The following is a 25,463-nucleotide window of genomic DNA, read 5'->3' on the forward strand; positions in this document are numbered from 1 at the left end:
GCGGATGACGCAAGCCCAGCGCGACGCCCTGCATCGCCTCGTCTTCGACTATCTGCAGCACGGCCAGAACCGGCGGGCGCTGGCGCTGGCGCTGCTGCTGGCGTCCCGCGACGGCGAGGCCGATCCGGCGGCGCTGCGGGCTCTCGCCGTCGCCCTGCTCGCGGTCGGCCGGCCCGGCCAGGCGCTCGCGGTCCTCGACCGGCTCGACCAGGTCGAGCCGCCGGCCGCGACGCGGCATCTGCTGCGCAGCCGGGCGCTGCACCAGCTCGGCGAGATCGAGGCGGCCCGCCGCGCCTTTCGCGACTATCTCGACGCCCGCAACGGACGGATGGCGGTGGCGGCATGAGCGTGCGCGCCCGGAGCTGGCAATCGGCCCTGTCCGCCGCCACGGGGCGGCAGGACCTGATGATCGTGGCCCTGCTGGTCGCGACCATCCTCCTGATGATCCTGCCGCTGCCGACGCTGCTGGTCGACGCGCTGATCGCCTGCAACATGACCTTCGCGGTCCTGCTGCTGATGGTGGCGGTCTATCTGCGCAGCCCGCTCGAGCTGTCGGTGCTGCCGTCGGTGATCCTGATCGCGACGGTGTTCCGCCTGGCGCTGTCGATCGGCGTCACCCGCCTGATCCTGATGGACGCCGATGCCGGGGCGATCATCCAGACCTTCGGCGAGTTCGTCATCGGTGGCAGCCTCGCGATCGGCCTCGTGATCTTCCTGATCATCACCGTGGTCCAGTTCGTGGTGGTGGTGAAGGGCGCCGAGCGGGTGGCCGAGGTCGCGGCCCGCTTCACCCTGGACGCCCTGCCCGGCAAGCAGATGAGCATCGACGGCGAGCTGCGCGCCGGCGACATCGACCTGGCCGAGGCGACGCGCCGGCGGCAGGAGCTGGAGAAGGAGAGCCAGCTCTACGGCGCCATGGACGGCGCCATGAAGTTCGTGAAGGGCGATGCGATCGCCGGGCTGATCATCGTCGCCGTCAACCTGATCGGCGGCCTCGCCATCGGCATGCTGCAGCACGGCATGTCGCTGGGCCAGGCGATGCACGTCTATTCGCTGCTGACCATCGGCGACGGGCTGGTGTCGCAGATCCCGGCGCTGTTCGTCGCCATCACCTCCGGCACCATCGTCACCCGCGTAACCACGACGGAAAGCCGCAATCTCGGCGCCGACATCGCCCGCCAGCTGGGCGCCAACTCCAGCGCGCTGCTGATGGCGGCGGGGGTAGTGGCGCTGCTCGGCTTCATCCCGGGCTTCCCGACCCTGATCTTCCTCGCCATCGCCGCCACCATGGCCGGCGGCGTGCTGCTGCGCCGGCGCCGGATGCTGCGCAGCGCCGAGACGGCCGCGCAGGAGGAGACGGCGCCCGAGGCGGCGGAGGACGACACGGTGACGCTGCATCTCGGCGCCGATCTGGCGGCCGGGCTGGGCCGCGCCGTGGCCGAGCGGCTGGCGCGGGACGCGGCGGCGGAGCTGGAGCAGGAGCTCGGCGTGCCGTTCCCGGCCGGTCGGGTCGGGCCCGGCGGCACGCTGCCGCCGGACGGCTTCCGGATCGACGTCGACGGGGTCCCGGTCGAAGCCGGAACGGCGCGGCCGGGCCGGATCCTGCTGCGCGACGACCCGATGCATCTCGACCTCCTCGGTCTCTCCGCCGAGGCCGGCGAAGGCCCGGGCGGGGTGGTCCAGCACTGGCTCGACGCCCGGCACGAGGCGGCACTGGCCGAGGCCGGGATCGGCTTCGCCACGGCGGAGGAGATCGTGGCCGAGGCGCTGACCCGGGCGCTGCGCCGCTACGTCCCGCATTTCCTGGGCATCCAGGAGACCATGGCCTTCCTCAAGGGCATCGAGGCGACGCGCGGCGACCTGGTGCGCGAGGCGCAGCGCAACCTGTCGGTCAACCAGCTCGCCGACGTGTTCCGCCGTCTGCTGGAGGAGGGCATCTCGCTGCGCAACCATCGGCTGGTGCTGGAGACGCTGGCCGAATGGGGGCAGAAGGAGCAGGACGTCATCCTGCTCACCGAATATGTCCGCGGCGGGCTGAAGCGGCAGATCTGCCACGCCCATGCCGACGAGCGGAAGGTCATCCACGCGCTGATCCTCGACCGCAGCGCCGAGGATGTGCTGCGCCAGTCGATCCGGCAGACCACGGTCGGCGCCTATCTCGCCTTGCCCGAAGGCCAGGCCGAGGAGCTGGTCGACACCATTCGCGGCCATCTCGGCCGGGTGGTGGCCGGCGGCCGGCCGCCGGTGATCCTGACCGCGCTCGACACCCGCCGGTTCCTGCGCCAGACCCTGACCCGGAACCGGGTCGAGGCGGTGGTGCTGTCCTACGCCGAGATCGCTTCGGACTACACGGTGCAGCCGGTGGCGGTGGTCCGGCTGACCGGCCGCCGCGTCCGCCAGGATGCCGGGGCCGACCGGGCCGCCGCGGAGTGAGGGGGAAGATGGACCAGTCACGATCCCGATTGCGCCGCTCCCTCGCCGCCACGGCCGTCCTGGTCGCGGCCATCGCGGCCGGCGTTCCGCGTGCGCAGGCCCAGGCCGGGCCGGACGGGGCCATGACGGTGCAGCCGCTGCCGACCCAGGCGCAGGAGCCCGGGGCCGCGCCCGCCGCGCCGGTGACTCCGACCGAGGACGTCACCGCCCTGCGGGCGCCGGCCACAGCGCCGAAGATCGTGACCGTGCCGCCCGGGATGCCGGACGACCCGCCGCAGATGACGCCGGCGATGCAGCCGCCGCCGTCGTCGCAGCCTGGCCAGCCGGCCGCCCCCGGCGCGCCGCAGGGGCCGATGATGCAGGTCTCGCCGGCGCCGCCACGGCAGCCGACGCTGACGCCCAGCCGCTCGCTGATCGAGATGAAGGTCGGGCAGGGCAACCTTCTGACCTTCGCCCTGCCGGTGCAGACCGTGCTGGTGGCCAATCCGAACGTGCTGGACGTCGAGATGGTGTCCGCCCGCTCGGCCTATATCTACGGCGTCTCCTCGGGCACCACCAACCTGTTCGCGCTCAGCAGCGCCGACCAGGTGGTGGCCGCGGCCAATGTCCGGGTCAGCCAGGACGAGACGGCGGCGCAGCGCGAGCTGATGCGGGTGGCCCCGGCCAGCGGCGGCCAGATGGGCTACATCCAGGACCGCCCGGTGACCACCGGCACGGTGGCCGATCTCGGCAGCGCCATGAAGCTCGACGCCCTGGCCCAGCAGCTGGGCAGCAACAGCGGCGGGGCGATGAACCTGAACACCCTGCAGGGGTCGCAGCAGGTCGGCATCCGTGTCCGCTTCGCCGAGGTCCAGCGCAACGCGGTGGAGAATCTCGGCATCAACTGGCAGGCGATGTTCGAGATCGGCAAGTTCAACATCGGCCTGGTCAGCGGCGGCATGCCCTCGGCAATCAATCTGCCCGGCACCGCCACCGCCGGCTACCACAGCGGCGGCTACAACGTCGATGCCGTGATCGACGCGCTGCAGCGCGAAGGGCTGGTCAGCATCCTAGCCGAGCCGACCCTGACCGCGGTCAGCGGCGAGACCGCGAACTTCCTGGCCGGCGGCGAGTTCCCGATCCCGGTGCCCCAGGGCAACGAGACGGTGACGATCGAATACAAGCAGTTCGGCGTGTCGCTGTCCTTCGTCCCGACCGTGCTGCCCGGCGAGCGCATCGCCATGCGGGTGAAGCCGGAGGTCAGCGAGCTCAGCGACGACGCGCGGGTCGAGAGCGACGGGGTTTCGGTCCCGTCGCTGATCGTGCGCCGGGCCGAGACCACGATCGAGCTGGCCTCGGGCCAGACCTTCGCGCTGGCCGGCATGTTCCAGCGCAACATGTCGAACGTGGCCGACAAGATCCCGGTGCTCGGCGACATCCCGATCCTCGGCAAGCTGTTCCAGTCGAGCCGGTACAAGCGCAACGAGACGGAGCTGGTGATCCTGATCACCCCGTTCCTGATGAAGCCGGCGGAGTCGCCGAAGGCGGTGGCGGCGCCGGCGCAGCGCACCGAGCCGACTGTGCGGCGGGCGCGCCAGTCCCCCTCCATGACCGGCGGCAGCGCCGGCTTCGTGCTCGAATAGGACGTGCCATGAGATTTCCGATCCAGCATCTCGCCGCCATCGCCCTGGCCGGCGTCCTGGCCGCCTGCGAACACAAGTTTCCGGACTGGCCGGAGGACGGCTACACCACTCTGTCGACCCCGGTGGCGCATCCGGTGCTGTTCGCGCCCCAGGCCTCGAGCCTGAGCGCGACCGAGCGCGCCCGGCTGGTCGAGTTCGTCCGCGGCGCGGGGCTGGCCCCCGGATCCTCCATCACCGTCGCCGCCGGCGGCCCGCGGGCGGCGGCGCGGCAGGAGGCGGTGGCGGCGGCGCTGCGCAGCGCCGGCCGCTACAACATCTCGCTGGTCAGCGACCCCGCGGCCTCCGACACCGTGCAGGTGGCGGCGGCCGGGCAGCAGGTGCTGTGGCCGAAACGCTGCCTGAACCCGGACGGCTCGCTGCCCGAGGATTTGCCGCTGGGCTGCGCCAACGACCTCAACCTGGCGCTGCAGGTGGAGCGCAAGAGCGACCTGTTCCAGGGCCGCCAGATGGGCCCGGCCTTCGCCAATCCCTCGGTGCGGGCGGCCGAGCGCTACCTGCAGCTCGACGACGACGACCGCACCGGCGCCGAGACCGAGTCCCATGGCGAGCGCAGCCAGGCGGGCATGGTCCTGCCGCCGCCGGCCGCGACCGGCTCGGACTTCACCTCCAACTCCACCAGCCCCTCGCAGTAGGGGCCGGACGCCGACGGGCTCAGCCGATCGTGCCGATCGCCTGGGCCCGCCGCGCCGGGTCCTTGATGCCGCGGATCCGGCGCGCGGCGTTGACCAGGTTGCGCGCCTCCTTCGCCGGCAGGGCCGCTTCGGCCACCCGGCGCGCCTCCTGGGTCTTGCCGTCCATCGCCAGGACCAGTGCCAGGTTGCGCTGCTGCACCGCGGTGGCGTCCGGCGCCGCGGCGGCTTCGCGCATCACCCGCACCGCCTCGCCGGTGTCGCCGGCCAGGGCGTAGGAGAGGGCGAGGTTGGTCTTCAGGCTGACATTGGCCGGCTCTTTCGCCAGGGCCCTCTGGTACAGCGCCTGCGCGTCGCGCGGCTGGCCCAGCAGGGCCAGCGCGGTGCCCTTGACCAGCACCGTCTGCGCGTCGTCCGGCTTGCGGGCCAGCGCCTGGTCGAGCACCGCGATCGCCTCCTGCGGCTTGCCCTGGGCCAGCTGCACCTTGCCCAGGCCGCGCAGGGCGTCGACATTGGTCGGCTCGATCGCCAGGGCGGCGTGGTAGTAGCTGGCCGCCCGCGCCGTGTCGCCGGACTGCACCATGGCATCGCCCAGCTTGATCATCGGCAGGGGATTGTTGGGGTCCTCGGTCGCGGCGCGCTGATAGAAGGTGATGGCGGTCGCCGGATCGCCGGCGGCGCGGATGTTGTCGCCCATCCGAATCAGGGAGGTCGTCGCCGACTCGCCGCAACCCGCGACGATCAGGGCCGTGGCGATGATGGCGGCGCGGGTGAACGGGAACGGCATGGCGGCGGGCTCTCCCTTGAAGCAGCGAGTCCGGGGCTATCCGGCGGCGTGCCTGCGCGGCGGCGCAGGCTGGACCATGGATAGAATGATCGCGCCGCCGCGTCGACTCCGCGATTGGGAATCGCGTCCGCCCGGCGCATGGCCACGCTCCCCGGGGCGGCGGTCAGCCTTCCCAGGTGCGCAGATTGCCGGAATCGATGTGGGTGAAGCCGGGATACTGGCCGACGCCGCCGATCTGCAGCGCCAGGGCGCAGCCCACCAGCTGGTGCGGCGGCACCTTGTCGAAGGTCAGGTCGATCGCCCGGCCGGCCATGTGTAGCGAGTTGCGGGCGGCGCCTTCGAGCGAGGAGTTGGTCTTCAGCGTGCGGTAGCCGGAATTGATCGTCGCCTTGCCGCTGAAGCCGGCCCGCTGGGTCACGGCCCGGATCACCGCCAGGGCCCAGAACAGCCGCGGGTCCATCTGCACGGTCAAACCCTGGCGCCAGTCGCGCAGGAACCAGTCGAGCTTCTGCAGCTCGGCCACGTCATAGCCAGTCGGGCCGTAGAACTGGCCCGTATATTTCTCACCGGTATGGGCGTGGGTCAGCTCCAGATAAGGCGGCACCCGGTTGTGCACCTCGTCCAGCAGCGATCCCGGACGTGCCGCCGGGGGCAGGGCATAGGCCGCCGGTCCGGCCAGGACGATGCCGCCGACGATGCCGAGCGCGGCGCGGCGGTTGAGGGTGGGAGCCGGAGGCCGGGAGGGTATGAACGCGGTCATGCGAAAACAGCCTCGACAGGCGACGAAACCCAGCGCGACGATATAAGCATTTCGCAGAGCCGGCGACGGATTGCAATCGCGCCTTCGTGTCAGGAGGCATCGCCGATTCGACGCAGGGGTCGCGAGACCGTTGCCTTGGATCCGTCCTGATGGTGTAGAAGCCCCGGGACGGGGCGCCTTCGGGACGGGGCGCGAAGACAGCAGAAACGGATGAGCCACGATACCCTGATCCATCGCATCGTTCGGCCGGCGGTCCGGCGGATCGCGCCGACCGGCGTCACGCCGAATCAGCTGACCACCGTGCGCTTGGTCACCGGCCTGGCGGCGGCGGCGGCCTTCGCGGCCGGCGGGGGCTGGGCCGATCTCGGCGGGGTGGTGTTCCTGCTGTCGATGCTGTTCGACCGGGCCGACGGCGAGCTGGCCCGGCAGACCGGGCAGATGAGCCCATGGGGCCACCGCTACGACCTCGTCACCGACTGCCTGTGCGACGCGGTCACCTTCATCGGCATCGGCGTCGGCCTGGCCGGATCGGGTCTCGGCATCGCCCCGGTGCTGCTGGGCGCGGCCGCCGGCCTCGGGATCGGGGTCCTGTTCTGGCAGCTCAACGTCACCAAGGTGATCGAGCTGTCGCGCTATGCCATGCGCCATCGCGGCGTGGTGGTCGACCCCGACGACGCGCTGGCCCTGGTGCCGGTCTTCCTCTGGCTCGGCCTGGCCTGGCCGATGCTGATCGCGGCGGCGGTGATCACGCCGGCGGGCGCGCTGTGGCTCGGGGTGCTGTCGCGGCGGCCGAAGCCGGCGGTTCAGAAGTAACGCAGCCGGACGGTGATCCGCGTGCCTTGCGGGCTGACGGTGAAGGCCGCGTCCTGGAAGTCCGGCGGGGCGAAGAAGTAGGAGGGGTTGCGCGAGAAGGCGACGCCCTCCTCGGGCACGCCCAGCAGGGTGCGGTCGACTTCGTGGTTGTCGTTGACGTCCTGGAAGCCCTGGGCGGCGTAGACGCCGGGGGCGACGTTCGGTATCACCACGGTCGCCTGGGGGACCGCGGCCGGCGCCGTGCCGCTGTAGGGGCAGTCGTCCTTCAGGAACTGGGCTTGCGGGCACAGCGACATCCGGATCGTGCCCTTGGCTTCCCTGATGTTGGTGACGATGATCTCGACCGTCGCCGCCGATGCCGCGGCGGCGCCCAGGCCGAGCCAGACGGCGGCGGCTCCGGCCAGGAGGGGGATGTTCATCGGCGCATCTCCGACAGCGCGTCCTCGATGACAACGAGCAGAGCCTGGAAGTCGTCGCGGTCGAGGGCGCCGATGCAGCCGATGCGGAAGCTGTCGGCCCGGGTCAGCTTGCCCGGATAGATCAGGAAGCCGCGCGCGGCCAGCGCCTCGTAGAAGCGGTCGAAGGCGAAGCGCGGATCGTCCAGCGGGTGGAAGGTGGCGATGATCGGCGCCTGCACCGCCGGGTCGAGGAACAGGCGGAAGCCCAGATTCCGCATGCCCGCGGCCAGCGTGTCGAAATTGTCCTGGTAGCGGCGCAGCCGCGCGGCCGGACCGCCTTCGGCCTCCAGGAGGCGCAGCGCCTCGACCAGCGCCGCCGCCACCTGCACCGGCGGGGTGAAGCGCCACTGGCCGTTGCCCTCGAAGCCGCGCCACTGATCGTGCAGGTCGAGGCTGACCGACGGGCTGTTGCCCTTCGCCGCCGCGATCGCCTGGCGTTCGACAAGGGCGAAGCCGATGCCGGGCACGCCCTCCAGGCATTTGTTGCTGGAGGCCAGCACCGCCGCGGCCGGGGTGGTGGCGAGGTCGATCGGCAGCGCGCCGAAGCTGCTCATGGCGTCCAGGATCAGCGCCCGGCCCTGCGCGGCGACGATGGCGGCCACCGCCTCGAACGGGTTCAGGAGGCCCGAGGTGGTCTCGCAATGGACGAGGGCGACATGGGTGATCGCGGGATCCGCCGCCAGTGCCCGTTCGACCTGCTCCGGCTCCACCGGTTGGTCTTCCGGCCAGCGCAGCGCTTCCACGGCGCGGCCGAGGCGGTTCGCGATCGCGATCATGCGCTCGCCATAGGCGCCGTTGGCCAGCACCAGCAGCTTGCCGGCCTGGGGCACCAGCGTGGCGATGGCCGCCTCGACGATGAAGGTCCCGCTGCCCTGCAGCGGGACCGCCACATGGCTGGCTTCGCCATGGGCGACGGCCAGCAGCCGCCGCCGCAGCTCCGCCGTCAGGGCGATGAAGGCGCGGTCGCGCGAGCCCCAGTCGCGCAGCATGGCGCGGCGGGTCTCGATCCGCGTGGTCAGCGGACCGGGGGTCAGCAGGGCCGGCTCGTCCGGAGTGCGGGTCACGAGGATGCCTCCGAGGCCGCCGCGGCGCGCGCGAGGGCCCGGCGGCGGGCCAGGTATCGGCCCTCCATCACCTGCCAGGCCATCAGGCCCGGCACGCCGAGCGCGAGGTCGCGGATGCGGCGGATCAGCGCCATGGCCACCGCGCTGTGCGGCGGGATGCCGAGCAGGCCGCAGATGACGATGAAGCCGCCCTCCTGGATGCCGAGCGCCCCCGGCACCAGCAGGCCGGCGACGCGGACCGCCTGGGCCAGGCTCTCGATGATCACCGCTTCGCGCAGCCCGGCGTCGAGGCCCAGCGCCCACAGCGTCGCCCAGATCTCGAGACAGCCGAGCAGCCAGGAAATCAGGTGATGGCCGCCGGACACCCAGACCCGGCGGGCATGGTCATCGTATAGCGACACGATCGAATCATGCAGGCCGGAGACCTCGCCCAGCGACGACCAGCCGAACTTGTCGGCCAGCCGGATCAGCGCCCGCTCCAGCACCTTGAACATGCCGAAGCGTTGGGCGCCGATGAACAGGACCACCAGCACCAGCCCGACGCTGGCGCCGGCGATGATCCACGGCGTCATCGCACCGTCATGGGCGCCGAGCAGCAGAAGCCCCAGGCCGAAGACGGTGAACACCACCTGGCTCGCCATCTGCGTCGTCAGGTCGACGACGATGGCGGCGCCGGAGCGGTTCAGCGGCACGCCGCGCATCGCCAGCAGGCGGGCCGTGATCAGTTCGCCGCCGATCTGCGCCACCGGCAGCAGCGCGTTGATCGCCTCGCGGATCCAGCGCAGCCGGATGAAGTAGAGCAGGCTTGGCACCGGCCGTTCCGGCACCAGCACCCGCCAGCCGAGCGAGGAGAACAGGAACTGCGGGAAGTGCAGGGCGATCACGGCCAGGATGCCCCAGCCGGCGCCGGTCAGGGCGGCCCAGATCTCGGAGGCGCCGGTCAGCCAGACCAGCACGACCGCGACCGCCAAGCCGACGGCGATTCCGATGCAGGCGGGCCATTTCATGATGCGGTGCCGGCACCCGTTGCGGCCGGGCGGAGGCCGGCGAGGAAGTCTCGGAAGCGACGGGCGACATCGGCCGGGACGACGGTCGGCCGCCCCAGCTTTTCCATCGAACCGGGGGCGATGCGGACATGGATCAGCGCCGGCCGCGGCGCTTCGGACGCGGCGCGGAACGCGGCCTCGAACCCGTCCAGGCTGGCGCAGAAGGCGGTGAACTGATAGCCGCAGGCCAGCGCGATCGCGGCGAAGTCGACGGAAGCGGAGACCGTGGCCTGGCCGCCGGTCGAATCATGCACGCCGTTGTCGAGCAGGATGTGGATCAGGTTGCCGGGCCCTTGGGCGCCGATGGTGGCGAAGGTGCCCAGCTTCATCAGCGCGGCGCCGTCGCCATCCAGAACCACCACCGGCGCCGGGGAGTTCAGCGCCACGCCCAGCGCCATGCCGGAGGCGCCGCCCATCGACCCGACCTGGTAGATGTGCTGCCTGCGGTCGGCCAGGGTGAACAGCTCGCGGCCGCATTTGCCGGTGGTGGCCACCACCGCGGTGCGGTCGTCGGTCAGGGCCAGGAATCGCTCCAGCACCGCGGCGCGGGTCGGGCGCGGCCCGGCCTCGGGCCAGTCGGCGCGGCGGCCCGGGCGGGGCAGGGGAAGGGGCGGGGCCTGCAGATCCTCGTCCCGCACATCGCCCTTCTTCATCACGAAGGCATAGGGCAGGCCGGCCTCGTCCATCCGGGCCGCGGCCTGGTCCAGCGCCGGCCCCAGCGCCTCAGGCGTGGCCGGGAAGGGAGACTGCGGGATCTCCATCAGCGCCAGCAGGTCCTGGGTGATGCGGCCCATCACCTCGTGCTGCGGCTCGTCCGGCAGGCCGGGCTGGCCGCGCCAGGTGGTGACGAACAGGGTCGGGATGCGGAACGGCGCGTTCAGCGAGGTCAGCGGGTTGACCGCGTTGCCGAGGCCGGAGTTCTGGCACATGACCACCGTCTTCCGCCCGGCCAGCCAGGCACCGGCGGCGATCGCCACCGCCTCGCCCTCGCTGGCGGCGCCGACATATGTCAGGGCCTTGCTCGACAGCACGCCGTTGATCAGCGGCGTCAGGAAGCTGCACGGGACCCCGGTGTAGAAGTCGTGGCCGCGCGCCTTCGCCGCCGCGATGAACTCGTCTGCGGTGATCATGCCCGACCTTCTAGAGCGCGATGACGCCGGAGGGAAGCGGCGCGCGGACGCATGGCAGGGTCGCGCGCCGCGTGTCCTCAGGTGAAGTTCCGGGCGTCGGCGAGGTCGCTCAGCGTGTCGACGTCCAGCCAATGGGCGGTGAAGTACTGCACCACCACCGGATGCCGGGCCGCCAGCCGGGTCAGCAGCAGCGGCAGGTCCGCCGTCTCCAGCAGGCCCTCGGCCTCGATCCGGTCGATCTCCTCGCGCAGCCAGGCGGCCCCCTGGGCGCTGAACCGGGCCAGGCCGATCCATTCGCCGCTGACCTCGCCGGCCGGGATCGACTCGGAGATCGACTTCAGATGCACCGGCGTGTCATCGAGATAGCTGCCGGAATAGGGCCGGTCGGCGGCCACCAGGTCGCGCAGCGTCTTCTTCGGTTGCTTGACCGACAGGCTCATCGCGTCCACCGCCAGCACGATGTCGCCTTCGCTCGACATCAGCCCGTCCAGGATGTAGCGGCGGAACAGCACGTCGCCGTAGACCACCACCGCCTCGCCATCCAGCGCCTGGCGCGCCTGGGCCAGGGAATAGACCTCGCCGGTCTCGTCATAGCGGTCGTTGTCGACCGTCTTGATGCCCGGCACCACCACCGCCTCCTTGCGGTAGCCGCGGACCACGGTGACGTCCTTCAGGCCGCTGTCGCCGAGGGTCGAGACCAGGCGCTGCAGCAGCGACTGGCCGCGCACGTCGATCATGCATTTCGGCTGGTCGCGGGTCAGCTCGTCGCCCAGGTCGCCGCGCGACGCCGCCAGCACCACGGCCTTCGGCGCGGCCTTGCCCGGCAGGTACCGCCGCTCCGCAGCCTCCAGCTCGGCATTGCCGACCAGGGCGAAGATGTCGCGCACGCTCGCCACCCGGCCCTCGACCTCGCGCAGCGACTCGTCCTCGAAGATCCGCCGGGCGGTCTCGCGCATCGCCGTCATCGAGGACCGCAGCAGGTGGTTCGCCCAGATCACCGTCGAGATGCCGGCCTGGCGGAACAGGTCGGTCGAGGTGGCATAGTACATCGTCGGCACGATCACCAGCGGCGCCCGGTTCCCCCAGCGCTCGGCGAAGGTGAAGATCTCGTTCGCCGTCGACTTCTTGGAATGGATCAGGATCGCGTCGGCCCCGGCGGCGTGATACGCCTCGGCCCGGCGCAGCGCCTCCTCCATGCCGCGGCCGGAGATCAGCGCCTCGACCCGGGCCACCAGCACGAAGTCGTCGTCCAGCTGGCTGTCCTTGCCGGCCTTGATGCGGCCGCAGAACTCCTCGATCTCGGCCAGAGGCTGGTCCTCGCCGATGAAGGAGTTGGTCTTCGGGAACAGCTTGTCCTCGATGCAGACCCCGGCGATGCGCCGCTCGCACAGCTTCCGCACCAGGCGGCGGACGTTGTTGAAGTTGCCGTAGCCGGTGTCGCCGTCGACCAGGATCGGCAGCGTCGAGGCATCGGCCATGTATTCCAGCACGTCCAGCACCTGCGTCCAGGACGCCTCGTTGCTGTCGCGCAGGCCCAGGCTGGCCGAGGTGGTCAGGCCCGAGGCCCAGATGCCGCGGAACCCGGCCTCCTCCACGATCTTGGCCGAGAGGCCGTTATGGGCCTCCATCAGGAAGGACAGGGTCGGGGAGAAGATCTCCTCGCGCAGCGCCGCGAAGACCGATTTCGGGCGGTCGGTCCGGGTGGAAGAGCCGGCGTCGGACGGGCCCGTCAGGGCGGTGTCGTCGAGAGCCTTCATCGCATTCTTGGTCATGAACCGGATATCCGGGTTGCGGAATCTCGGCCGTCCAGCGCCTTGCCGGGCCGCCATTTCGGCCTGTATCTTCAGGCCACTTCAGAAAAAAGCAACCGGAGCATCACGGAATTGTCACTTCCCGATGGGCGGCCGGCCGCTGCGATCATCCTCGCGGCCGGCATCGGCCGGCGCCTCGGATCGGCCGCCGGCGGCCCGAAAATCCTGCTCCGGTTCGGTGGACGGTCGCTTCTGGAACGGCATATCGCCGCGCTGCACGCGAACGGGATCGACGACATCTCGATCACCATCGGGCATGAGGGCGACCAGATCCGCCGCGAGATCGACCGACTCGGACTCGGCGGCCGCATCGGCTTCGTCGAGAACCCGCGCTACCGCGAGGGCAGCCTGGTCTCGCTTTGGGTCCAGCGCGACCGCCTTGCCGCCGGCAAGCCGGTGGTGCTGATGGACGGCGACGTGCTGTACCCCGAGCCGATGATCGGCCGCCTCCTGGAAGCGGAGCCGGAGAACGCGCTGCTGGTCGACCGCGAGATCGAGCCGGGCGACGAGCCGGTGAAGATCTGCTTCCGCGGCGACACCATCGTCGATTTCCGCAAGAAGCCCGAGCACGCGCATGACTGGCACGGCGAGTCGGTCGGCTTCTTCCGCTTCTCGCCCGACATGGCGCGTGCGCTCGGCGACCGCACCGACTGGTATGTCCGCCAGGGCATCACCGCGGTCGAATACGAGGAGGCGATCCGGGACCTGATCCTGGCGCATCCGCACCGGTTCGGCGTCGCCGACATCAGCGATCTGCCCTGGACCGAGATCGACTTCGACGTCGATGTGACCCGCGCGCAGCGGGAGATCCTGCCGCAACTGGAGCATTGAGAATGCCCGATACCGTGACCCCCGCCGACGCTACGGCCGCCGGTCCGCTATCCGTCGAGGACCTCGCGGCCTATGCCCGCACCGGCTGGGTCGCCGCCCGCGGCTTCTTCAGCCCGGACGAAGCCGCCGCCATCAGCCGCTGGACCGACGAGCTGGTGGCGATGCCCGAGGAGCCGGGCAAGCACATGGTCTATTACGAGCCCAGCCTGCTCGACCCGACCAAGCGGGTGGTGCAGCGGATCGAGAATTTCTGCCCGTACCACGCCGAGTTCGACGGGCTGGTCCGCCACGGCCGGCTGTTCCGGGCGGTGGAGCAACTGCTGGGCGCGCCGTCCTGCCTGTTCAAGGAGAAGATCAACTTCAAGATGGCGGGCGGCGCCGGCTTCGAGCCGCACCAGGACCAGCAGGCCGGGTGGTCGCGCTATGCCCCGATCTTCCTGACCGTGATGGTCTCGGTCGACCGCGCCACGGTCGAGAACGGCTGCCTCGAGATGGCCGACATGCCGCGCCTGACCGGGCTGATCGGCGAGGAGTGGAAGCCGCTGACCGACGAGCAGATGGCCAGCTTCCAGCTGGTGCCTGTGCCGACCGAGCCGGGCGACGTGCTGTTCTTCGACAGCTACGCCCCGCACGCCTCGAAGCCGAACCTGACCGACAAGGCGCGGCGGATCCTGTACCTGACCTACAACCGCCTGGCCGATGGCGACCACCGCGAGCTGTACTTCGCCGAGAAGCGCGCCAGCTTCCCGCCCGACATCGAGCGCCAGCCGGGCAAGGAGTACAGGTTCCGGGTGTGACGGCCTTCCCGGCGATCACTTCCCCGTCCGGGCCAGGAAATAGGCGAGGTCGTTGATCTCCGGCTCGCCGATCGACGCCATGACTTCGGCCATGGCCGGGTCGTAGCCGGGCCGGACGCCGCTCTTGTACTCGCGCAGCGCCTTGGCCAGGTAGTCCTCACGCTGCCCGGCGAGGCGCGGCACCTGCCCCTGGCCCGAGAAGTCGGGCCGGTGGCAGACGCCGCAGCGATGGGTCTGCGCCAAAGCGCGGCCCCGCTCGATCCGCCCCGAATCGCCGTCCGTCGCGGGGACAGGGGGCGCCAGGGCCGCGAAATGATCGGCGAAGGCCTGCAGGTCCTCGTCGGTCAGGTCCTTGGCGACGTCGGTCATCGGCGTGCCGGGCCGCAGGCCTTCGCGGAACATGTAGAGCTGCACGACCGAATAGGCCGAGGGCTGCGCCGCCAGGGAGGGCGTGGCCTCCATCGGCGAGACACCGGCCTCGCCGTGGCAGGCGGCGCAGGCCGGCAGCCGCTCCTCCAGGCTCTGCGCCGCCGCGGCGGCCGCCGCCAGGACGAGGCCGCCGGCGAGCAGCCAACGAAGACCTCTCTCAGCCGCCATAGCTGACACGATAGATCGCGCCGTTGTGGTCGTCGGAGACGAGCAGCGAGCCGTCGGGCAGCGTCTCCACATCGACCGGCCGCCCGAGATAGCCGTTGTTCTCGATCAGGCCGGTCAGGAACGGCTCGACCCTGGTGACGCGGCCGTCGGCGTCCAGAGTGGCGACGGCGATATCGGCACCGATCTTCTCGGTCCGGTTCCACGGGCCGTGACGGGCGATGAAGATCGCGCCGCGATAGGCCTCCGGGAACATGCTGCCGGTGTAGAACTCCATCCCCAGCGCCGCGATATGCGGCCCCAGCAGCGCCGCGGGGGCGGTGGTCTCCTCGCAGGACTTGCCCCAGCCGAACTCGGGATCGCGGATGCTGCCCTGGTGGCAGAACGGATAGCCGAAATGCTCCTGGCCCGGCTGCGTCAGGTGGTTCAGCTCGTCATTTGGGATGTCCTCGGACATCCAGTCGCGGCCGTTGTCGGTGAACCAGAGGTCGCCGGTCTTCGGGTCGAAGTCGAAGCCGACCGTGTTGCGCACGCCGCGCGCTACCACCTCGGCCCCCGATCCATCGAGGGCGATACGGCGGATCTGGGCATGCGTCTCCGGCGGCTCGCAGATGTTGCAGGGCGCGCCGATCGGGACATAGAGCTTGTCGTCCGGCCCGATCGCGATGAACTTCCAGCCGTGCGGCTCGTCCTTCGGCAGGTCGTCATAGACCACCTTGGGCTCGGGCGGGGCGTCGAGATGCTGCTCGATGTCGTCGTAGCGCAGGATCCGCGACAGCTCGGCGACATAGAGCGCGCCGTCCTTGAAGGCGACGCCGTTCGGCCGGTGCAGCCCCTTCGCGATCGTCTTCACCGTGCGCTTCCCGCCGCTGTCGGTGACGGCATAGACGTTGCCGAGCTGCCGGGTGCCGACGAAGACGGTGCCCTTGTCGCCGACGGCCATCGACCGGGCATTGGCGACGCCGGCCGCCCAGACCTCGACCTTGAAGCCATCCGGCACCTTCATCTTCGCCACCGGCAGCCGCGCCGCCGGCGTCGGGATCGGCGGCGCCCCGACCGGCGCCAGGGCGACCGCGGCGTCGCTGCGCGGCCGTCCGGCCGCCCAGGATTCGTCCTCGCCCTGCGCGGCGGGCTGCGCCGGGGGCTGCTGGGCGGGTGACACGCCGGCCGCGAAGACGGTGAACAGGCCGGCGACCACGCCGGACATGGCCCTCCATGTGCTCATGAGCGTCCTCCTCTCTCTGCGCCGGCTGTTCGAGGCCGGTCGTCGTTCCGGATGAACGGATATTCTGTATTTCGTATCCGCTGCGCATAAGTATGACGTATCGGCCGACTGTCGGGTAGGCCGAAATGCCTATCCTCTGCCGAAGCTATCCCGCCGTTCCGGCCTCCCGGTAACCTGCGGGAGCCGAATCTCTGCCCGAGGCCGCCAATGCTCGATCGCCTGAAGGACCAGTTCGAGGACGTGTCCTGCGTCTATGCCGAGGCCAACGGGCTGCGGCGCGACCCCGACTGGTTCCTCCTGAAGCTGCACGAGGAGCTGGGTGAGCTGACCCAGGTCTGGAACAAGCTGACCGGTCGCGGCCGGACTCGGGGCCGCTCCGAGGAGGAGCTGCGGCAGGCGCTGGCCGACGAGACCGCGGACATGCTGGGCCACATCCTGCTGTTCGCCCGGGCGAACGGGATCGACCTGGCCGCCGCGGTCGAGCGGAAATGGCGCTTCCGGCCGGAGTGACCGCCGAGCGTTGGCCAGCCGGGGCCGGGAGCGGAGGGTCCGTCCGCGAGACAGTCTGTTTCCGTCCAACGCAGTTGACCGGCCCCGGCCGGTGGCCATCTGTGCGGTGACGCACCCCGCGACCCAGAGACTTGCATGGCCCAACCCCTCGAATTCGGACTCGACACCTTCGGCGACGTCACCACCGGGCCGGACGGCGCCCCGCTGCCGCACGCCCAGGTGCTGCGCAATGTGGTCGAGGAGGCCGCGCTGGCCGACCAGCTCGGCCTCGATTTCTTCGGCGTCGGGGAGCATCACCGCGCCGATTTCGCCGTCTCCGCGCCCGAGGTGCTGCTGGCGGCGATCGCGGGGCGGACCAGCCGGATCCGTCTCGGCTCGGCCGTGACGGTGCTCAGCTCCGACGACCCGATCCGCGTGTTCCAGCGCTTCTCGACCCTGGACGCGGTCTCGAACGGCCGGGCGGAGGTCATCCTCGGCCGCGGCTCCTTCACCGAATCCTTCCCGCTGTTCGGCTACGAGCTCAGCGACTACGAGACGCTGTTCGAGGAGAAGCTGGACCTGTTCGCGGCGCTGCTGCGGCAGGAGCCGGTGACCTGGCGCGGCAGCACCCGCCCGCCGCTGCGCAACCAGAGCGTCTTTCCGCCGGTCGAGGGCGACCGCCGGCTGACCACCTGGATCGGCGTCGGCGGCAGCCCGGAATCGGTGATCCGCGCCGCCCGCTACGACCTGCCGCTGATGCTGGCCATCATCGGCGGCGACCCGAAGCGCTTCCGCCCCTATGTCGACCTCTACCACCGCGCCTTCGAGCAGCTGGGCCGGCCGGTGAAACCGGTCGGCGTCCATTCCCCCGGCTATGTCGCCGACAGCGACGACCAGGCGCGGGAGGAGTTGTTCGCCGACTACAAGAAGATGCGCGACAGGATCGGGGCGGAGCGCGGCTGGCCGCCGATGGGGCAGGGCGAGTTCGAGCGCGAGGCCGAGCACGGCTCGCTCTATGTCGGCTCGCCCGAGACCGTGGCACGCAAGATCGTCTCGACCGTCACCGCCCTCGGCGCCTCGCGCTTCCAGCTGAAGTACAGCGCCGGGCCGCTGCCGCACGCCAGGCTGATGCGCAGCATCGAGCTCTACGGCAGAAAGGTCATGCCGCTCGTCCGCGAGATGATGGCCTGAGAGCCCGCCCGACAGGGCTACCGGCGCGGCCGTCCGGTGACGGTCTCTCAGACGGGCTCTGACCCGGCCCGGCCGCGGCGTCCCCGGCGACGCGCCGACGCCGTCACCGTTCCGGTTGACCGCACATGGTCGGCGGCGCGGAAGCCTGACAAGAGGCTGCCCTCGATGGTCGCCGGCAACCCGGTCGCGGTCCAGTCGCCGGCCAGCCAGAGATTGGCGTAGGGCGTGGGGCAGGGCGGGCGCCGGGCCTCGTCGGCCGGGCTCTGGCGGATCGTCGCCCGCTTCTCCTTGATGATGCGGTGGGCGGGCAGGGGGCCGGCCAGGTCGGGGAAGGCCCGCACCACATCGGCCCACAGGCGCGGGGCCAGCTGCTCCGCCGGCTCGTCCACCAAGCCGCGGGCGGCGCTGACCGTCGTGCTTGCGATGCCCGGGCGGCGGAACACCCAATGGGCGGTGCCGCCGACGATGCCGGCGATGTCGTGCGGTTCCTCGCGCAGCGGGATGGCGAAATGGCCGTTGACGATCGGCTCGTCCACCTCCGGCGGCGTCAGCCCCGGCGCCAGCCGCGCCGCGATCGCCGGCGGCACCGCCAGAATCACCTGGTCGTCCGGCGCCAGGGGCAGGGTGCCCTGGTCCAGCTCCAGCGCCGTGATGCGACCCTCGTCGATCTCCAGGGTCTTGATCCGCATCCCGGTCCGGACCGTCACGCGGTGGCGGTGCAGGAAGTCCAGCGCCGGGTTGATGAAGGTGTCGGCCAGGTCGGTGCGGGCGATCAGCGGGATGGTCTGGGCGCCGCCCTTGGCCAGAGTCTGCTCCACCACCGCCCACAGGCTGCGGGCCGAGGCCTCGTCGGCCGGGGTGTTGAGGGCGGAGACGGCGAGCGGCTCGATCAGGCAGCGATACAGCTCACCCTGCGGCACCATGCCGGCCACGGTGTCCCCCGGCCCGGCCTTGGCCAGGCGGCGCAGCGCCAGATAGTCGCGCGGCCGGGTCCCCGGCACCCGGCGGCCGGCGCGCAGGATCCACCAGGGCAGCCGGCCGCGGTTCGGCCGCAGGGTGAATTCGCGGCCACGCTCCAGGTCGACGAAGCGGAAGCCGGGCCGCGCCGGCGCGGCCAGCCGATCGGCGGCGCCGATCAGCTCGAGATAGCGCCGCACGTTGCGGTTGCCCGACAGGACCAAGTGGTTGCCGTTGTCGATCACCCGGTCCAGCGCAGGCTCATGGAAGGCGCGGCAGCGGCCACCGGGCCGCGCCGTGGCCTCGTAGACCACCGCAGGCGTCCCCGTCCGGGCGAGCTCCACCGCGGCGGCGAGGCCGGACAGCCCGCCGCCGATCACATGCGCGGTCATCGCAGCAGCGCCGACAGCAGGATGCCGATCCGCTCGCGCTTCGACAGGCGCGGCCGGACCGACCGGTCGGTATAGCCCCGGGCCTGCAGCTTCTCGAAGATGCGGCGATAGCTGTGCTGCATGATCAGCGCGGCCTTCATCCGTTTCTCCGTCCCGGCGGGCATCAGCCCGGGCAGGGCGGCGTAGAGGGGCTGGATCTCGGCCGCCAGCCGGGCGCAGACCGCGGCGATGCGGGGATCGGCGACGATCTCCGGGATCGGCCGCTCGGTCGGGATGCCGGCTTCCCGCAGCCAACTCTCCGGCAGGTACAGCCGCCCGAGCGTCGCGTCCTCGTCGACGTCGCGCAGGATGTTGGTCAGCTGCAGCGCCTCGCCCTGGGCCACGGCGAAGGCCTCGCTGGCCTGGTCCGGGCAGCCGAAGATCTTCACCGCCATCACGCCGACCGTGCCGGCGACGCAGCGGGCGTAATGCGCCAGCCCGGCGCGGTCGGCGATCCGCACCTCGGCCGCGGCGTCGATGGTCATGCCGTCCAGCATGCTCTCGAACTCGGCGCGCGGCAGGCCGAAGCGGCGGATCGCCCAGATCAGCTCGCGGTCCAGCGGATCCTCGCCGCGGCCGGCGAAGATCCGGTCCAGCCGCTGCCGCCACGCCTGGAGGGCGACGGTCTTCTCCTCGACCGCGGCGGCGGAATCGGCGATGTCGTCGACCTGCCGGCAGAAGCCGTAGACGGCGTAGATGGCGCGGCGGCCCTCGGCGGGCAGGATGCGCATGCCGGCGGCGAAGGAGGATTTGGCCCGGAACACCGCCATCCGCACCAGCGCGGCGTCGTCCAGGGGTTTGGCGCCGAAGGCCATGACGGACAGGCCGGGCCGTAGCGCCCTTGCGAAATCCGCCTTGCTCAGCGCCACCCGGGTCAGGATCGGGTCGCCCTGGCGCAGCCGCGCCGCCAGGCGCCGGGCCAGCCACAGCATGACGCTGACCTCGGCCGCCAGCGGCCGCGAGGTCAGCTGCCCGGGCAGGGTGCAGGCGGTGTCGAGCATGGCGTCGACGATGTCGAGGCAGCGGTCGATCACCGGCCGGCGGATCCGGGCGGAGGCCTCGTCCGGGGCGAAGAAACGGTCGATCCCGCCGGCGGCCTCAATCCAGTCCGTCGGCACATAGATCCGGCGCAGCTTGCGCCAGTCGTCGCCGCAATCCTGCAGATGGTTCAGGATCTGCAGCACCGTGCACAGCGCGTCGCCGGCCGGGAAGGTCGATTCGGACTGGCCGTGCAGCCGCAGCAGGTAGCGCCCGACCGGGTTGGCCGAATAGCGGCAATAGTCGATCAGGTCGTCCCAGGTCCGGCAGCTGCGATTCTCGGAATCGCGGCGGAAGGCGACCAGCAGGTCGCGACAGTCGACGAGGCCGACGCCGGTGGCGGCGATCGAGGCGCGGATCCCGGCGGTCGCCTCCGGCCCGGGGGCGGTCAGCCCGGCCTTCAGCGCGTCCAGCCGGGCCAGCTTCTCCGCCGTCGGCAGGTCCGGGTCGTCGCCGATGTCGTCGGCGGCGCGGGCGAAGCGGTAGAAGGCGGCGACGTGCGGCCTGAGGCGCTTGGGCAGCAGCCAGGATCCGACCGGGAAGTTCTCCTGGCTCGACGTCTTCGTCGCCGGCAGCTCGACGGCGTCCGCCCGGGGGGACGGCGCGCCGGCGGGCGGGGAAGAGTCGACGATGGCTCGGTCGGCCGGCACGGTCATGGTCGCCTGTCTTGTCTCGGCCAGGGCTATCCGGAACGAGGCGCAGCGGCGGTCCCGCCGCGCGGCCCTGGACCGGGCCACCACATCGCAGACCCCCCTGAATTGTCAAGGCAAACGCCGATGGCATGCAGGCTTACGGTAATTGATGTTGCGGTCGACGGCCCGGTCCGACAGTCTCGCCGCCATGATGCGACCGAGTACGGGATATTCCCGAGGCCGGGACGACAGCCGCGGGGAAGGATGAGCGAGATCGCCCTCGTCACCGGGGCCACCGGCTTCGTCGGCTCGGCCGTGGCCCGCGCGCTGCTGGCCGAAGGCCATCGGGTCAAGGCGCTGGTGCGCCCGAACAGCGACCGCCGCAACCTGGCCGGCCTCGATGCCGAGCCGGTGACGGGCGACCTCGACGACCAGGCCTCTCTGATCCCGGCGCTGAAGGGCTGCACCGCGCTGTTCCACGTCGCGGCCGATTACCGCCTGTGGGTCCCCGTGCCGCAGGCGATGCTGCGCACCAATGTCGAGGGCACGGCCGCGATCCTGCGCGCCGCCGCCGCGGCCGGGGTCTCGCGCGCCGTCTACACCTCGAGCGTCGCGACCCTCGGCCACCATCCGGACGGCCGGCCGGCGGACGAGACCACGGTCGCGACCGAAGGCCAGATGATCGGCCTCTACAAGCGCTCGAAGTTCCTGGCCGAGGATGCGGCCCGCGCGGCGGCGGCCGAGACGGGCCTGCCGGTGGTGATCGTCAACCCCTCGACGCCGATCGGGCCGCGCGACGTCAAGCCGACCCCGACCGGACGGATCATCGTCGAGGCCGCGACCGGCCGCATACCGGCCTTCGTCGACACCGGGTTGAACCTCGTCCATGTCGACGACGTCGCCCGGGGCCATCTCGCCGCCTTCGCCCGCGGCGTGCCGGGCGAGCGCTACATCCTGGGTGGCGAGGACTTCGCCCTGTCCGCCATCCTGGCCGAGATCGCCGGCCTGGTCGGCCGCAAGGCGCCGAAGATCCGGCTGCCGCTGGGGCCGATCTGGCCGGTGGCGTTGATGGCCGAGACGGTGTCGCGCTTCACCGGCAAGGAGCCGATGGTGACGCGCGACGCGCTGCGCATGGCGCGCAAGACCATGTACTTCTCCTCGGCCAAGGCCCAAGGCGCGCTGGACTACCGGCCGCGGCCGGCACGCCAGGCCCTGGTCGATGCGCTCGAGTGGTTCCAGGCCAACGGTTACCTGAAATGATCGGCTCAGCCCGGCTATCTCACACCCCTGCGTCCTGCGCCGGTTCAAAATGCCGACGGGGCAGGAGAGCGGCGCAGCGCGATGCTTATGCATCGGGCAAGCCGTTCGACGCACCCTGTCGGCATTTTCAACCGGCCCGAAGGGTCGTCTTGCGGCGGCCGCCTGCGGAGGCGGGCCGCTCAACCGTATGTCCCTATACGCATTTCGCGCCCCGCCCCCGCATCCGACTCACCGCAAGACGACGCAGGTCGTAGGGGGTGTGAGATAGCCGGGCTAATCCTCGCGCTCGCCAGCCTCGCCGCCTGGCTCAAGCTGTGGCTGTTCCAGGGCCGGTTCTGGGAGGCCAGGACGGCTCCTGAGGCGCCGCCGCCGGCCGAATGGCCGGGCGTCGCCGTGGTGATCCCGGCGCGCAACGAGGCCGAGGGCATCGGCGCCGCGGTCGGCTCGCTGCTGCGGCAGGCCTATCCCGGCCGGCTGCGGGTGGTGGTGGTCGACGACCAGTCGACCGACGACACCGCCGACATCGCCCGCGCCGCCGCGGCGGACGCGAGCGCCACCGACCGCCTGACCGTTGTTTCCGGCGCGCCGCTGCAGCCCGGCTGGGTCGGCAAGATGTGGGCGGTGTCGCAGGGCGCCGCGGCGGCGGAGCAGGCCGACCCGGAAGCGCGCTGGATCCTGCTGACCGACGGTGACATCGTCCACCGGCCGAACAACGTCGCGCAGTTGGTGGCGCGGGGCGAGGCCGACGGGCTGGACCTCGTATCGCTGATGGTGCGCCTGCGCTGCGTCGACTTCGCCGAGCGCTGGCTGATCCCGCCCTTCGTGTTCTTCTTCAAGATGCTGTACCCCTTCGCGTGGGTGAACCGGACGGACAAGGCCACGGCCGGCGCGGCCGGCGGCTGCATGCTGGTGCGGCGCGAGGCTTTGGCCCGGGTCGGCGGCATCGCCGCGATCCGCGATGCGCTGATCGACGATTGCACCCTCGCGGCGGCGCTGAAGCGGCACGGCCGGATCCGGCTCGACCTCACCGACGAGGCGGAGAGCCTGCGCGTCTACGGCCATGTCGGCGAGATCTGGCGCATGGTGGCCCGCACCGCCTTCACCCAGCTGCGCTATTCGCCCTGGCTGCTGCTCGGCACCGTCGCCGGGCTGATCGTCACCTACATCGCACCGCCGGCTCTGACGATCCTGGGGCAGGGGGCGGCGCGATATGTCGGCCTGGCCGCCTGGGCGATCATGAGCGGCTGCTATGTGCCCATGCTGCGCTTCTATCGGCGCTCGCCGCTCTGGGCGCCCTTCCTGCCGCTCGCGGCGCTGGTGTATCTCGGCGCCACGATCGATTCGGCGCGGCGCCACTGGGCCGGCGTCGGCGGGGCCTGGAAGGGCCGCGTCTACGACCAGCCCGGCGCCGCGCCCGACCTGTCCCGTCAGACCCGGACCCCGTCCCGATGAGCATGTCCAGCGCTTCCCTCGATACCGACGACCTCGCCGCGCCCTCCCGTGCCAGCCTCGACGAGGCGATCGGCCGCGGCGTCGGCGGGCTGCTCTGCCTGCAGCGGGAAGACGGCCACTGGGCCTTCATCCTCGAAGCCGATGCCACGATCCCGGCCGAATACATCCTGCTGAAGCACTTCCTCGGCGTTGTCGACCGGGAGAAGGAGGCGAAGCTGGCCGACTACATCCGCAGCATCCAGTCGGACACGCATGGCGGTTGGCCGCTGTGGCATGACGGGCCGTTCAACATCAGCGCCAGCGTGAAGGCCTATTTCGCGCTGAAGGCGGCGGGCGACGACCCGGACGCGCCGCACATGGCCCGCGCCCGCGCCGCCATCCTGGCCGCCGGCGGCGCCGCGCGGTCCAACGTCTTCACCCGCATCCTGCTGGCGCTGTTCGAGCAGGTGCCGTGGCGCGCCGTGCCGGTGATGCCGATGCAGATCATGGTGCTGCCCTCCTGGTTCCCGTTCCACCTGGACAAGGTGTCGTACTGGAGCCGCACGGTGATCGTGCCGCTGCTGGTGATCATGGCGAAGAAGCCGCGGCCGGCGAATCCGGGGGCGCTGTCGATCCAGGAGCTGATGGTCGAGCCGCCGGAGCAGGTGAAGAACTGGCATGTCCATGTCGACGGCACCTTCTGGGGCCGCTTCTTCCGCCGGCTGGACGGGGTGCTGCGGCCGGTCGAGCCGTTCTTCCCGCGGCGGCAGAAGTCGATCCGCAAGGCGGTAGAGTTCGTCACCGAGCGGCTGAACGGCGAGGACGGCCTCGGCGCCATCTACCCGGCCATGGCCAATGCCGTGATGATGTTCAAATGCCTGGGCTATCCGGACGACCATCCGGATCTGCAGATCGCCTGGGCCTCGGTCGAGAAGCTGGTCGACACGGTGGGCGGCGTCACCTACGCCCAGCCCTGCCTGTCGCCCGTCTGGGACACGGCGCTGACCGCGCACGCGCTGCTCGAATCCGACGAGCCGGAGGCGGTGGAGCGGGCCAAGCGCGGCCTCGACTGGCTGGTCCCGCGCCAGGTGCTGGACGTCAAGGGCGACTGGGCCGTGCGCCGGCCGGACGTCCGCCCGGGCGGCTGGGCCTTCCAATACGCCAACCCGCACTATCCGGACCTCGATGACACCGCGGTCGTGGTCATGGCCATGCACCGCGCCGACCCGGCCCGCTACCGCGAGGCGATCGACCGCGGGGTGGAATGGATCCTGGGGCTGCAGAGCAGCAATGGCGGCTGGGCGGCCTTCGAGGTCGACAACACCTATCACTACCTCAACCACATCCCCTTCGCCGACCACGGCGCGCTGCTGGACCCGCCGACCTCGGACGTGACGGCGCGCTGCGTCAGCATGCTGGGCCAGCTGGGCCGGCGCATCGACGACCCGGCGGTGGCGCGGGCGGTGGAGTTCCTGCGCAAGGAACAGGAGGCCGACGGCTCCTGGTTCGGGCGCTGGGGCACCAACTACATCTACGGCACCTGGTCGGTGCTGTGCGCCCTCAACGCCATCGAGATCGACCCGCAGGAGCCGATGATCCGCCGCGCCGTCGACTGGCTGGTGTCGCAGCAGCGCGAGGATGGCGGCTGGGGCGAGTCCGGCGACAGCTACTATGAAGGCAAGCCGGAGATGACGCCGGCCACCAGCACGGCGTCGCAGACCGCCTGGGCCGTGCTGGCGCTGATGGCGGCGGGCGAGGCCAAGCACCCGGCGGTCGCCCGCGGCATCGCCTGGCTGTCCTCGCATCAGCGCGAGGACGGGCTGTGGGACGAGCCGAGCTTCACCGCCGTCGGCTTCCCGCGCGTGTTCTACCTGCGCTACCACGGCTACCCGGCTTTCTTCCCGACCTGGGCGCTGTCCCGCTACCGCCGCCTGCGCGACAGTAACAGCGGCCGGGTCGAGGCCGGGATGTGAG

At 71.2% G+C, this 25,463-nt stretch carries 23 protein-coding genes; 12 read left to right on the top strand and 11 right to left on the bottom strand.

All coding sequences use genetic code 11. From position 1 onward, the window contains the following. The first annotated feature begins 4 nt into the window (after nucleotides 1-4). The 4 genes from G537_RS0110730 to G537_RS37350 are packed head-to-tail and all read left to right on the top strand — an operon-like array spanning nucleotide 5 to nucleotide 4,747. Nucleotides 5-346, top strand: coding sequence for a hypothetical protein (locus tag G537_RS0110730; protein ID WP_026870131.1), 342 nt, complete (start codon nucleotides 5-7; stop codon nucleotides 344-346). Next, entirely contained in the window at nucleotides 343-2,433 is a 2,091-nt protein-coding gene (gene sctV / locus G537_RS0110735; protein WP_051248279.1) for a type III secretion system export apparatus subunit SctV, read from the top strand. The genes G537_RS0110730 and sctV overlap by 4 nt, the downstream gene beginning before the upstream one ends. An 8-nt stretch (nucleotides 2,434-2,441) precedes the next feature. Continuing rightward, entirely contained in the window at nucleotides 2,442-4,055 is a 1,614-nt protein-coding gene (locus tag G537_RS37345; RefSeq protein WP_081688732.1) for a type II and III secretion system protein family protein, read from the top strand. An 8-nt stretch (nucleotides 4,056-4,063) separates the two neighbouring features. Continuing rightward, nucleotides 4,064-4,747: a CpaD family pilus assembly lipoprotein gene (locus G537_RS37350; protein WP_034851255.1), complete on the top strand. Its 684-nt coding sequence runs from the start codon at nucleotides 4,064-4,066 to the stop codon at nucleotides 4,745-4,747. 19 nt (nucleotides 4,748-4,766) lie between these two features. Here the strand turns inward: G537_RS37350 and G537_RS45395 are convergent, their stop codons facing one another. Both G537_RS45395 and G537_RS37355 read right to left on the bottom strand, forming a co-directional pair. Continuing rightward, nucleotides 4,767-5,531 carry a tetratricopeptide repeat protein gene (locus tag G537_RS45395; RefSeq protein WP_026870133.1) on the bottom strand — a complete coding sequence of 255 codons (765 nt, stop codon included), beginning with the start codon at nucleotides 5,529-5,531 and terminating at the stop codon, nucleotides 4,767-4,769. Between the two features lie 163 nt (nucleotides 5,532-5,694). After that, complete coding sequence (locus G537_RS37355) at nucleotides 5,695-6,291, bottom strand: YcbK family protein (RefSeq protein WP_051248281.1); 597 nt, start codon at nucleotides 6,289-6,291, stop codon at nucleotides 5,695-5,697. A gap of 210 nt (nucleotides 6,292-6,501) precedes the next feature. On the opposite strand from G537_RS37355, the gene G537_RS0110760 reads away from it, so the two are divergent. Continuing rightward, nucleotides 6,502-7,104, top strand: a complete 603-nt coding sequence (locus G537_RS0110760) for a CDP-alcohol phosphatidyltransferase family protein (protein ID WP_026870134.1) — start codon at nucleotides 6,502-6,504, stop codon at nucleotides 7,102-7,104. Here the strand turns inward: G537_RS0110760 and G537_RS0110765 are convergent. The 5 genes from G537_RS0110765 to aepX all read right to left on the bottom strand — a co-directional run bounded on the left by G537_RS0110765 (nucleotide 7,095) and on the right by aepX (nucleotide 12,574). After that, nucleotides 7,095-7,523 (bottom strand): DUF2141 domain-containing protein, encoded by a 429-nt coding sequence (locus G537_RS0110765; RefSeq protein WP_064742104.1) that lies wholly within the window; start codon nucleotides 7,521-7,523, stop codon nucleotides 7,095-7,097. The genes G537_RS0110760 and G537_RS0110765 overlap by 10 nt on opposite strands. Continuing rightward, the gene (locus tag G537_RS0110770) at nucleotides 7,520-8,626 is read right to left on the bottom strand and encodes a 2-aminoethylphosphonate--pyruvate transaminase (RefSeq protein WP_026870136.1); all 1,107 of its coding nucleotides are present in this window, start codon (nucleotides 8,624-8,626) and stop codon (nucleotides 7,520-7,522) included. Before G537_RS0110770 ends, G537_RS0110765 begins: the two co-directional genes overlap by 4 nt. Next, nucleotides 8,623-9,633: a flippase-like domain-containing protein gene (locus G537_RS37360; RefSeq protein ID WP_051248282.1), complete on the bottom strand. Its 1,011-nt coding sequence runs from the start codon at nucleotides 9,631-9,633 to the stop codon at nucleotides 8,623-8,625. Before G537_RS37360 ends, G537_RS0110770 begins: the two co-directional genes overlap by 4 nt. Further along, the gene (aepY, locus tag G537_RS0110780; protein WP_026870137.1) at nucleotides 9,630-10,802 is read right to left on the bottom strand and encodes a phosphonopyruvate decarboxylase; all 1,173 of its coding nucleotides are present in this window, start codon (nucleotides 10,800-10,802) and stop codon (nucleotides 9,630-9,632) included. Before aepY ends, G537_RS37360 begins: the two co-directional genes overlap by 4 nt. A 77-nt stretch (nucleotides 10,803-10,879) precedes the next feature. Continuing rightward, nucleotides 10,880-12,574 (bottom strand): phosphoenolpyruvate mutase, encoded by a 1,695-nt coding sequence (gene aepX, locus G537_RS0110785; RefSeq protein ID WP_245578987.1) that lies wholly within the window; start codon nucleotides 12,572-12,574, stop codon nucleotides 10,880-10,882. A gap of 111 nt (nucleotides 12,575-12,685) precedes the next feature. Between aepX and G537_RS0110790 the strand changes: the two genes are divergently transcribed. Together G537_RS0110790 and G537_RS0110795 are read left to right on the top strand one after the other, a co-directional pair. Continuing rightward, the gene (locus tag G537_RS0110790; protein ID WP_026870139.1) at nucleotides 12,686-13,444 is read left to right on the top strand and encodes a phosphocholine cytidylyltransferase family protein; all 759 of its coding nucleotides are present in this window, start codon (nucleotides 12,686-12,688) and stop codon (nucleotides 13,442-13,444) included. A 2-nt stretch (nucleotides 13,445-13,446) separates the two neighbouring features. Beyond that, nucleotides 13,447-14,241, top strand: coding sequence for a phytanoyl-CoA dioxygenase family protein (locus G537_RS0110795; protein WP_051248283.1), 795 nt, complete (start codon nucleotides 13,447-13,449; stop codon nucleotides 14,239-14,241). A gap of 15 nt (nucleotides 14,242-14,256) precedes the next feature. Here the strand turns inward: G537_RS0110795 and G537_RS0110800 are convergent, their stop codons facing one another. Both G537_RS0110800 and G537_RS0110805 read right to left on the bottom strand, forming a co-directional pair. Next, nucleotides 14,257-14,838, bottom strand: a complete 582-nt coding sequence (locus G537_RS0110800) for a c-type cytochrome (RefSeq protein ID WP_034851256.1) — start codon at nucleotides 14,836-14,838, stop codon at nucleotides 14,257-14,259. Further along, a complete protein-coding gene (locus tag G537_RS0110805; RefSeq protein ID WP_026870142.1) occupies nucleotides 14,828-16,060 on the bottom strand; it encodes a PQQ-dependent sugar dehydrogenase in 1,233 nt (410 codons plus the stop codon). The genes G537_RS0110800 and G537_RS0110805 overlap by 11 nt, the downstream gene beginning before the upstream one ends. Before the next feature lie 207 nt (nucleotides 16,061-16,267). Between G537_RS0110805 and G537_RS0110810 the strand changes: the two genes are divergently transcribed. Next, a complete protein-coding gene (locus G537_RS0110810) occupies nucleotides 16,268-16,570 on the top strand; it encodes a nucleoside triphosphate pyrophosphohydrolase family protein (protein WP_026870143.1) in 303 nt (100 codons plus the stop codon). A 135-nt stretch (nucleotides 16,571-16,705) separates the two neighbouring features. Beyond that, complete coding sequence (locus tag G537_RS0110815; protein ID WP_026870144.1) at nucleotides 16,706-17,740, top strand: LLM class flavin-dependent oxidoreductase; 1,035 nt, start codon at nucleotides 16,706-16,708, stop codon at nucleotides 17,738-17,740. A 47-nt stretch (nucleotides 17,741-17,787) separates the two neighbouring features. Here G537_RS0110815 and hpnE read toward each other — a convergent pair whose 3' ends face one another. Both hpnE and G537_RS42000 read right to left on the bottom strand, forming a co-directional pair. Further along, on the bottom strand, nucleotides 17,788-19,089 hold the full coding sequence (hpnE, locus tag G537_RS37365; protein WP_051248284.1) for a hydroxysqualene dehydroxylase HpnE: 1,302 nt from the start codon (nucleotides 19,087-19,089) through the stop codon (nucleotides 17,788-17,790). Beyond that, a complete protein-coding gene (locus G537_RS42000; RefSeq protein ID WP_051248285.1) occupies nucleotides 19,086-20,822 on the bottom strand; it encodes a squalene/phytoene synthase family protein in 1,737 nt (578 codons plus the stop codon). The genes hpnE and G537_RS42000 overlap by 4 nt, the downstream gene beginning before the upstream one ends. A 240-nt stretch (nucleotides 20,823-21,062) precedes the next feature. Between G537_RS42000 and hpnA the strand changes: the two genes are divergently transcribed. From hpnA to shc, 3 genes are all read left to right on the top strand, one after another. Then, the gene (gene hpnA / locus G537_RS0110830) at nucleotides 21,063-22,058 is read left to right on the top strand and encodes a hopanoid-associated sugar epimerase (protein ID WP_026870145.1); all 996 of its coding nucleotides are present in this window, start codon (nucleotides 21,063-21,065) and stop codon (nucleotides 22,056-22,058) included. Nucleotides 22,059-22,334: 276 nt separating this feature from the next. Beyond that, on the top strand, nucleotides 22,335-23,510 hold the full coding sequence (locus tag G537_RS37375; RefSeq protein ID WP_281171459.1) for a glycosyltransferase: 1,176 nt from the start codon (nucleotides 22,335-22,337) through the stop codon (nucleotides 23,508-23,510). Then, entirely contained in the window at nucleotides 23,507-25,462 is a 1,956-nt protein-coding gene (shc, locus tag G537_RS0110840) for a squalene--hopene cyclase (protein ID WP_245578988.1), read from the top strand. Before G537_RS37375 ends, shc begins: the two co-directional genes overlap by 4 nt. Nucleotide 25,463 lies beyond the last annotated feature (1 nt).

The organism is Inquilinus limosus DSM 16000 (assembly GCF_000423185.1).
Classification (GTDB): Bacteria; Pseudomonadota; Alphaproteobacteria; order DSM-16000; family Inquilinaceae; genus Inquilinus; species Inquilinus limosus.

Coding starts and splice junctions, on each gene's coding strand:
- G537_RS0110760 (WP_026870134.1), top strand. CDS start 6,502: ATGAGCCACGATACCCTGATCCATCGCATCGTTCGGCCGGCGGTCCGG.
- aepX (WP_245578987.1), bottom strand. CDS start 12,574: ATGACCAAGAATGCGATGAAGGCTCTCGACGACACCGCCCTGACGGGC.
- G537_RS0110805 (WP_026870142.1), bottom strand. CDS start 16,060: ATGAGCACATGGAGGGCCATGTCCGGCGTGGTCGCCGGCCTGTTCACC.
- shc (WP_245578988.1), top strand. CDS start 23,507: ATGAGCATGTCCAGCGCTTCCCTCGATACCGACGACCTCGCCGCGCCC.
- G537_RS37360 (WP_051248282.1), bottom strand. CDS start 9,633: ATGAAATGGCCCGCCTGCATCGGAATCGCCGTCGGCTTGGCGGTCGCG.
- G537_RS0110800 (WP_034851256.1), bottom strand. CDS start 14,838: ATGGCGGCTGAGAGAGGTCTTCGTTGGCTGCTCGCCGGCGGCCTCGTC.
- G537_RS45395 (WP_026870133.1), bottom strand. CDS start 5,531: ATGCCGTTCCCGTTCACCCGCGCCGCCATCATCGCCACGGCCCTGATC.
- hpnE (WP_051248284.1), bottom strand. CDS start 19,089: ATGACCGCGCATGTGATCGGCGGCGGGCTGTCCGGCCTCGCCGCCGCG.
- G537_RS0110795 (WP_051248283.1), top strand. CDS start 13,447: ATGCCCGATACCGTGACCCCCGCCGACGCTACGGCCGCCGGTCCGCTA.
- G537_RS0110815 (WP_026870144.1), top strand. CDS start 16,706: ATGGCCCAACCCCTCGAATTCGGACTCGACACCTTCGGCGACGTCACC.
- G537_RS0110810 (WP_026870143.1), top strand. CDS start 16,268: ATGCTCGATCGCCTGAAGGACCAGTTCGAGGACGTGTCCTGCGTCTAT.
- G537_RS37345 (WP_081688732.1), top strand. CDS start 2,442: ATGGACCAGTCACGATCCCGATTGCGCCGCTCCCTCGCCGCCACGGCC.
- sctV (WP_051248279.1), top strand. CDS start 343: ATGAGCGTGCGCGCCCGGAGCTGGCAATCGGCCCTGTCCGCCGCCACG.
- G537_RS37355 (WP_051248281.1), bottom strand. CDS start 6,291: ATGACCGCGTTCATACCCTCCCGGCCTCCGGCTCCCACCCTCAACCGC.
- aepY (WP_026870137.1), bottom strand. CDS start 10,802: ATGATCACCGCAGACGAGTTCATCGCGGCGGCGAAGGCGCGCGGCCAC.
- G537_RS0110765 (WP_064742104.1), bottom strand. CDS start 7,523: ATGAACATCCCCCTCCTGGCCGGAGCCGCCGCCGTCTGGCTCGGCCTG.
- G537_RS37350 (WP_034851255.1), top strand. CDS start 4,064: ATGAGATTTCCGATCCAGCATCTCGCCGCCATCGCCCTGGCCGGCGTC.
- hpnA (WP_026870145.1), top strand. CDS start 21,063: ATGAGCGAGATCGCCCTCGTCACCGGGGCCACCGGCTTCGTCGGCTCG.
- G537_RS0110730 (WP_026870131.1), top strand. CDS start 5: ATGACGCAAGCCCAGCGCGACGCCCTGCATCGCCTCGTCTTCGACTAT.
- G537_RS42000 (WP_051248285.1), bottom strand. CDS start 20,822: ATGACCGTGCCGGCCGACCGAGCCATCGTCGACTCTTCCCCGCCCGCC.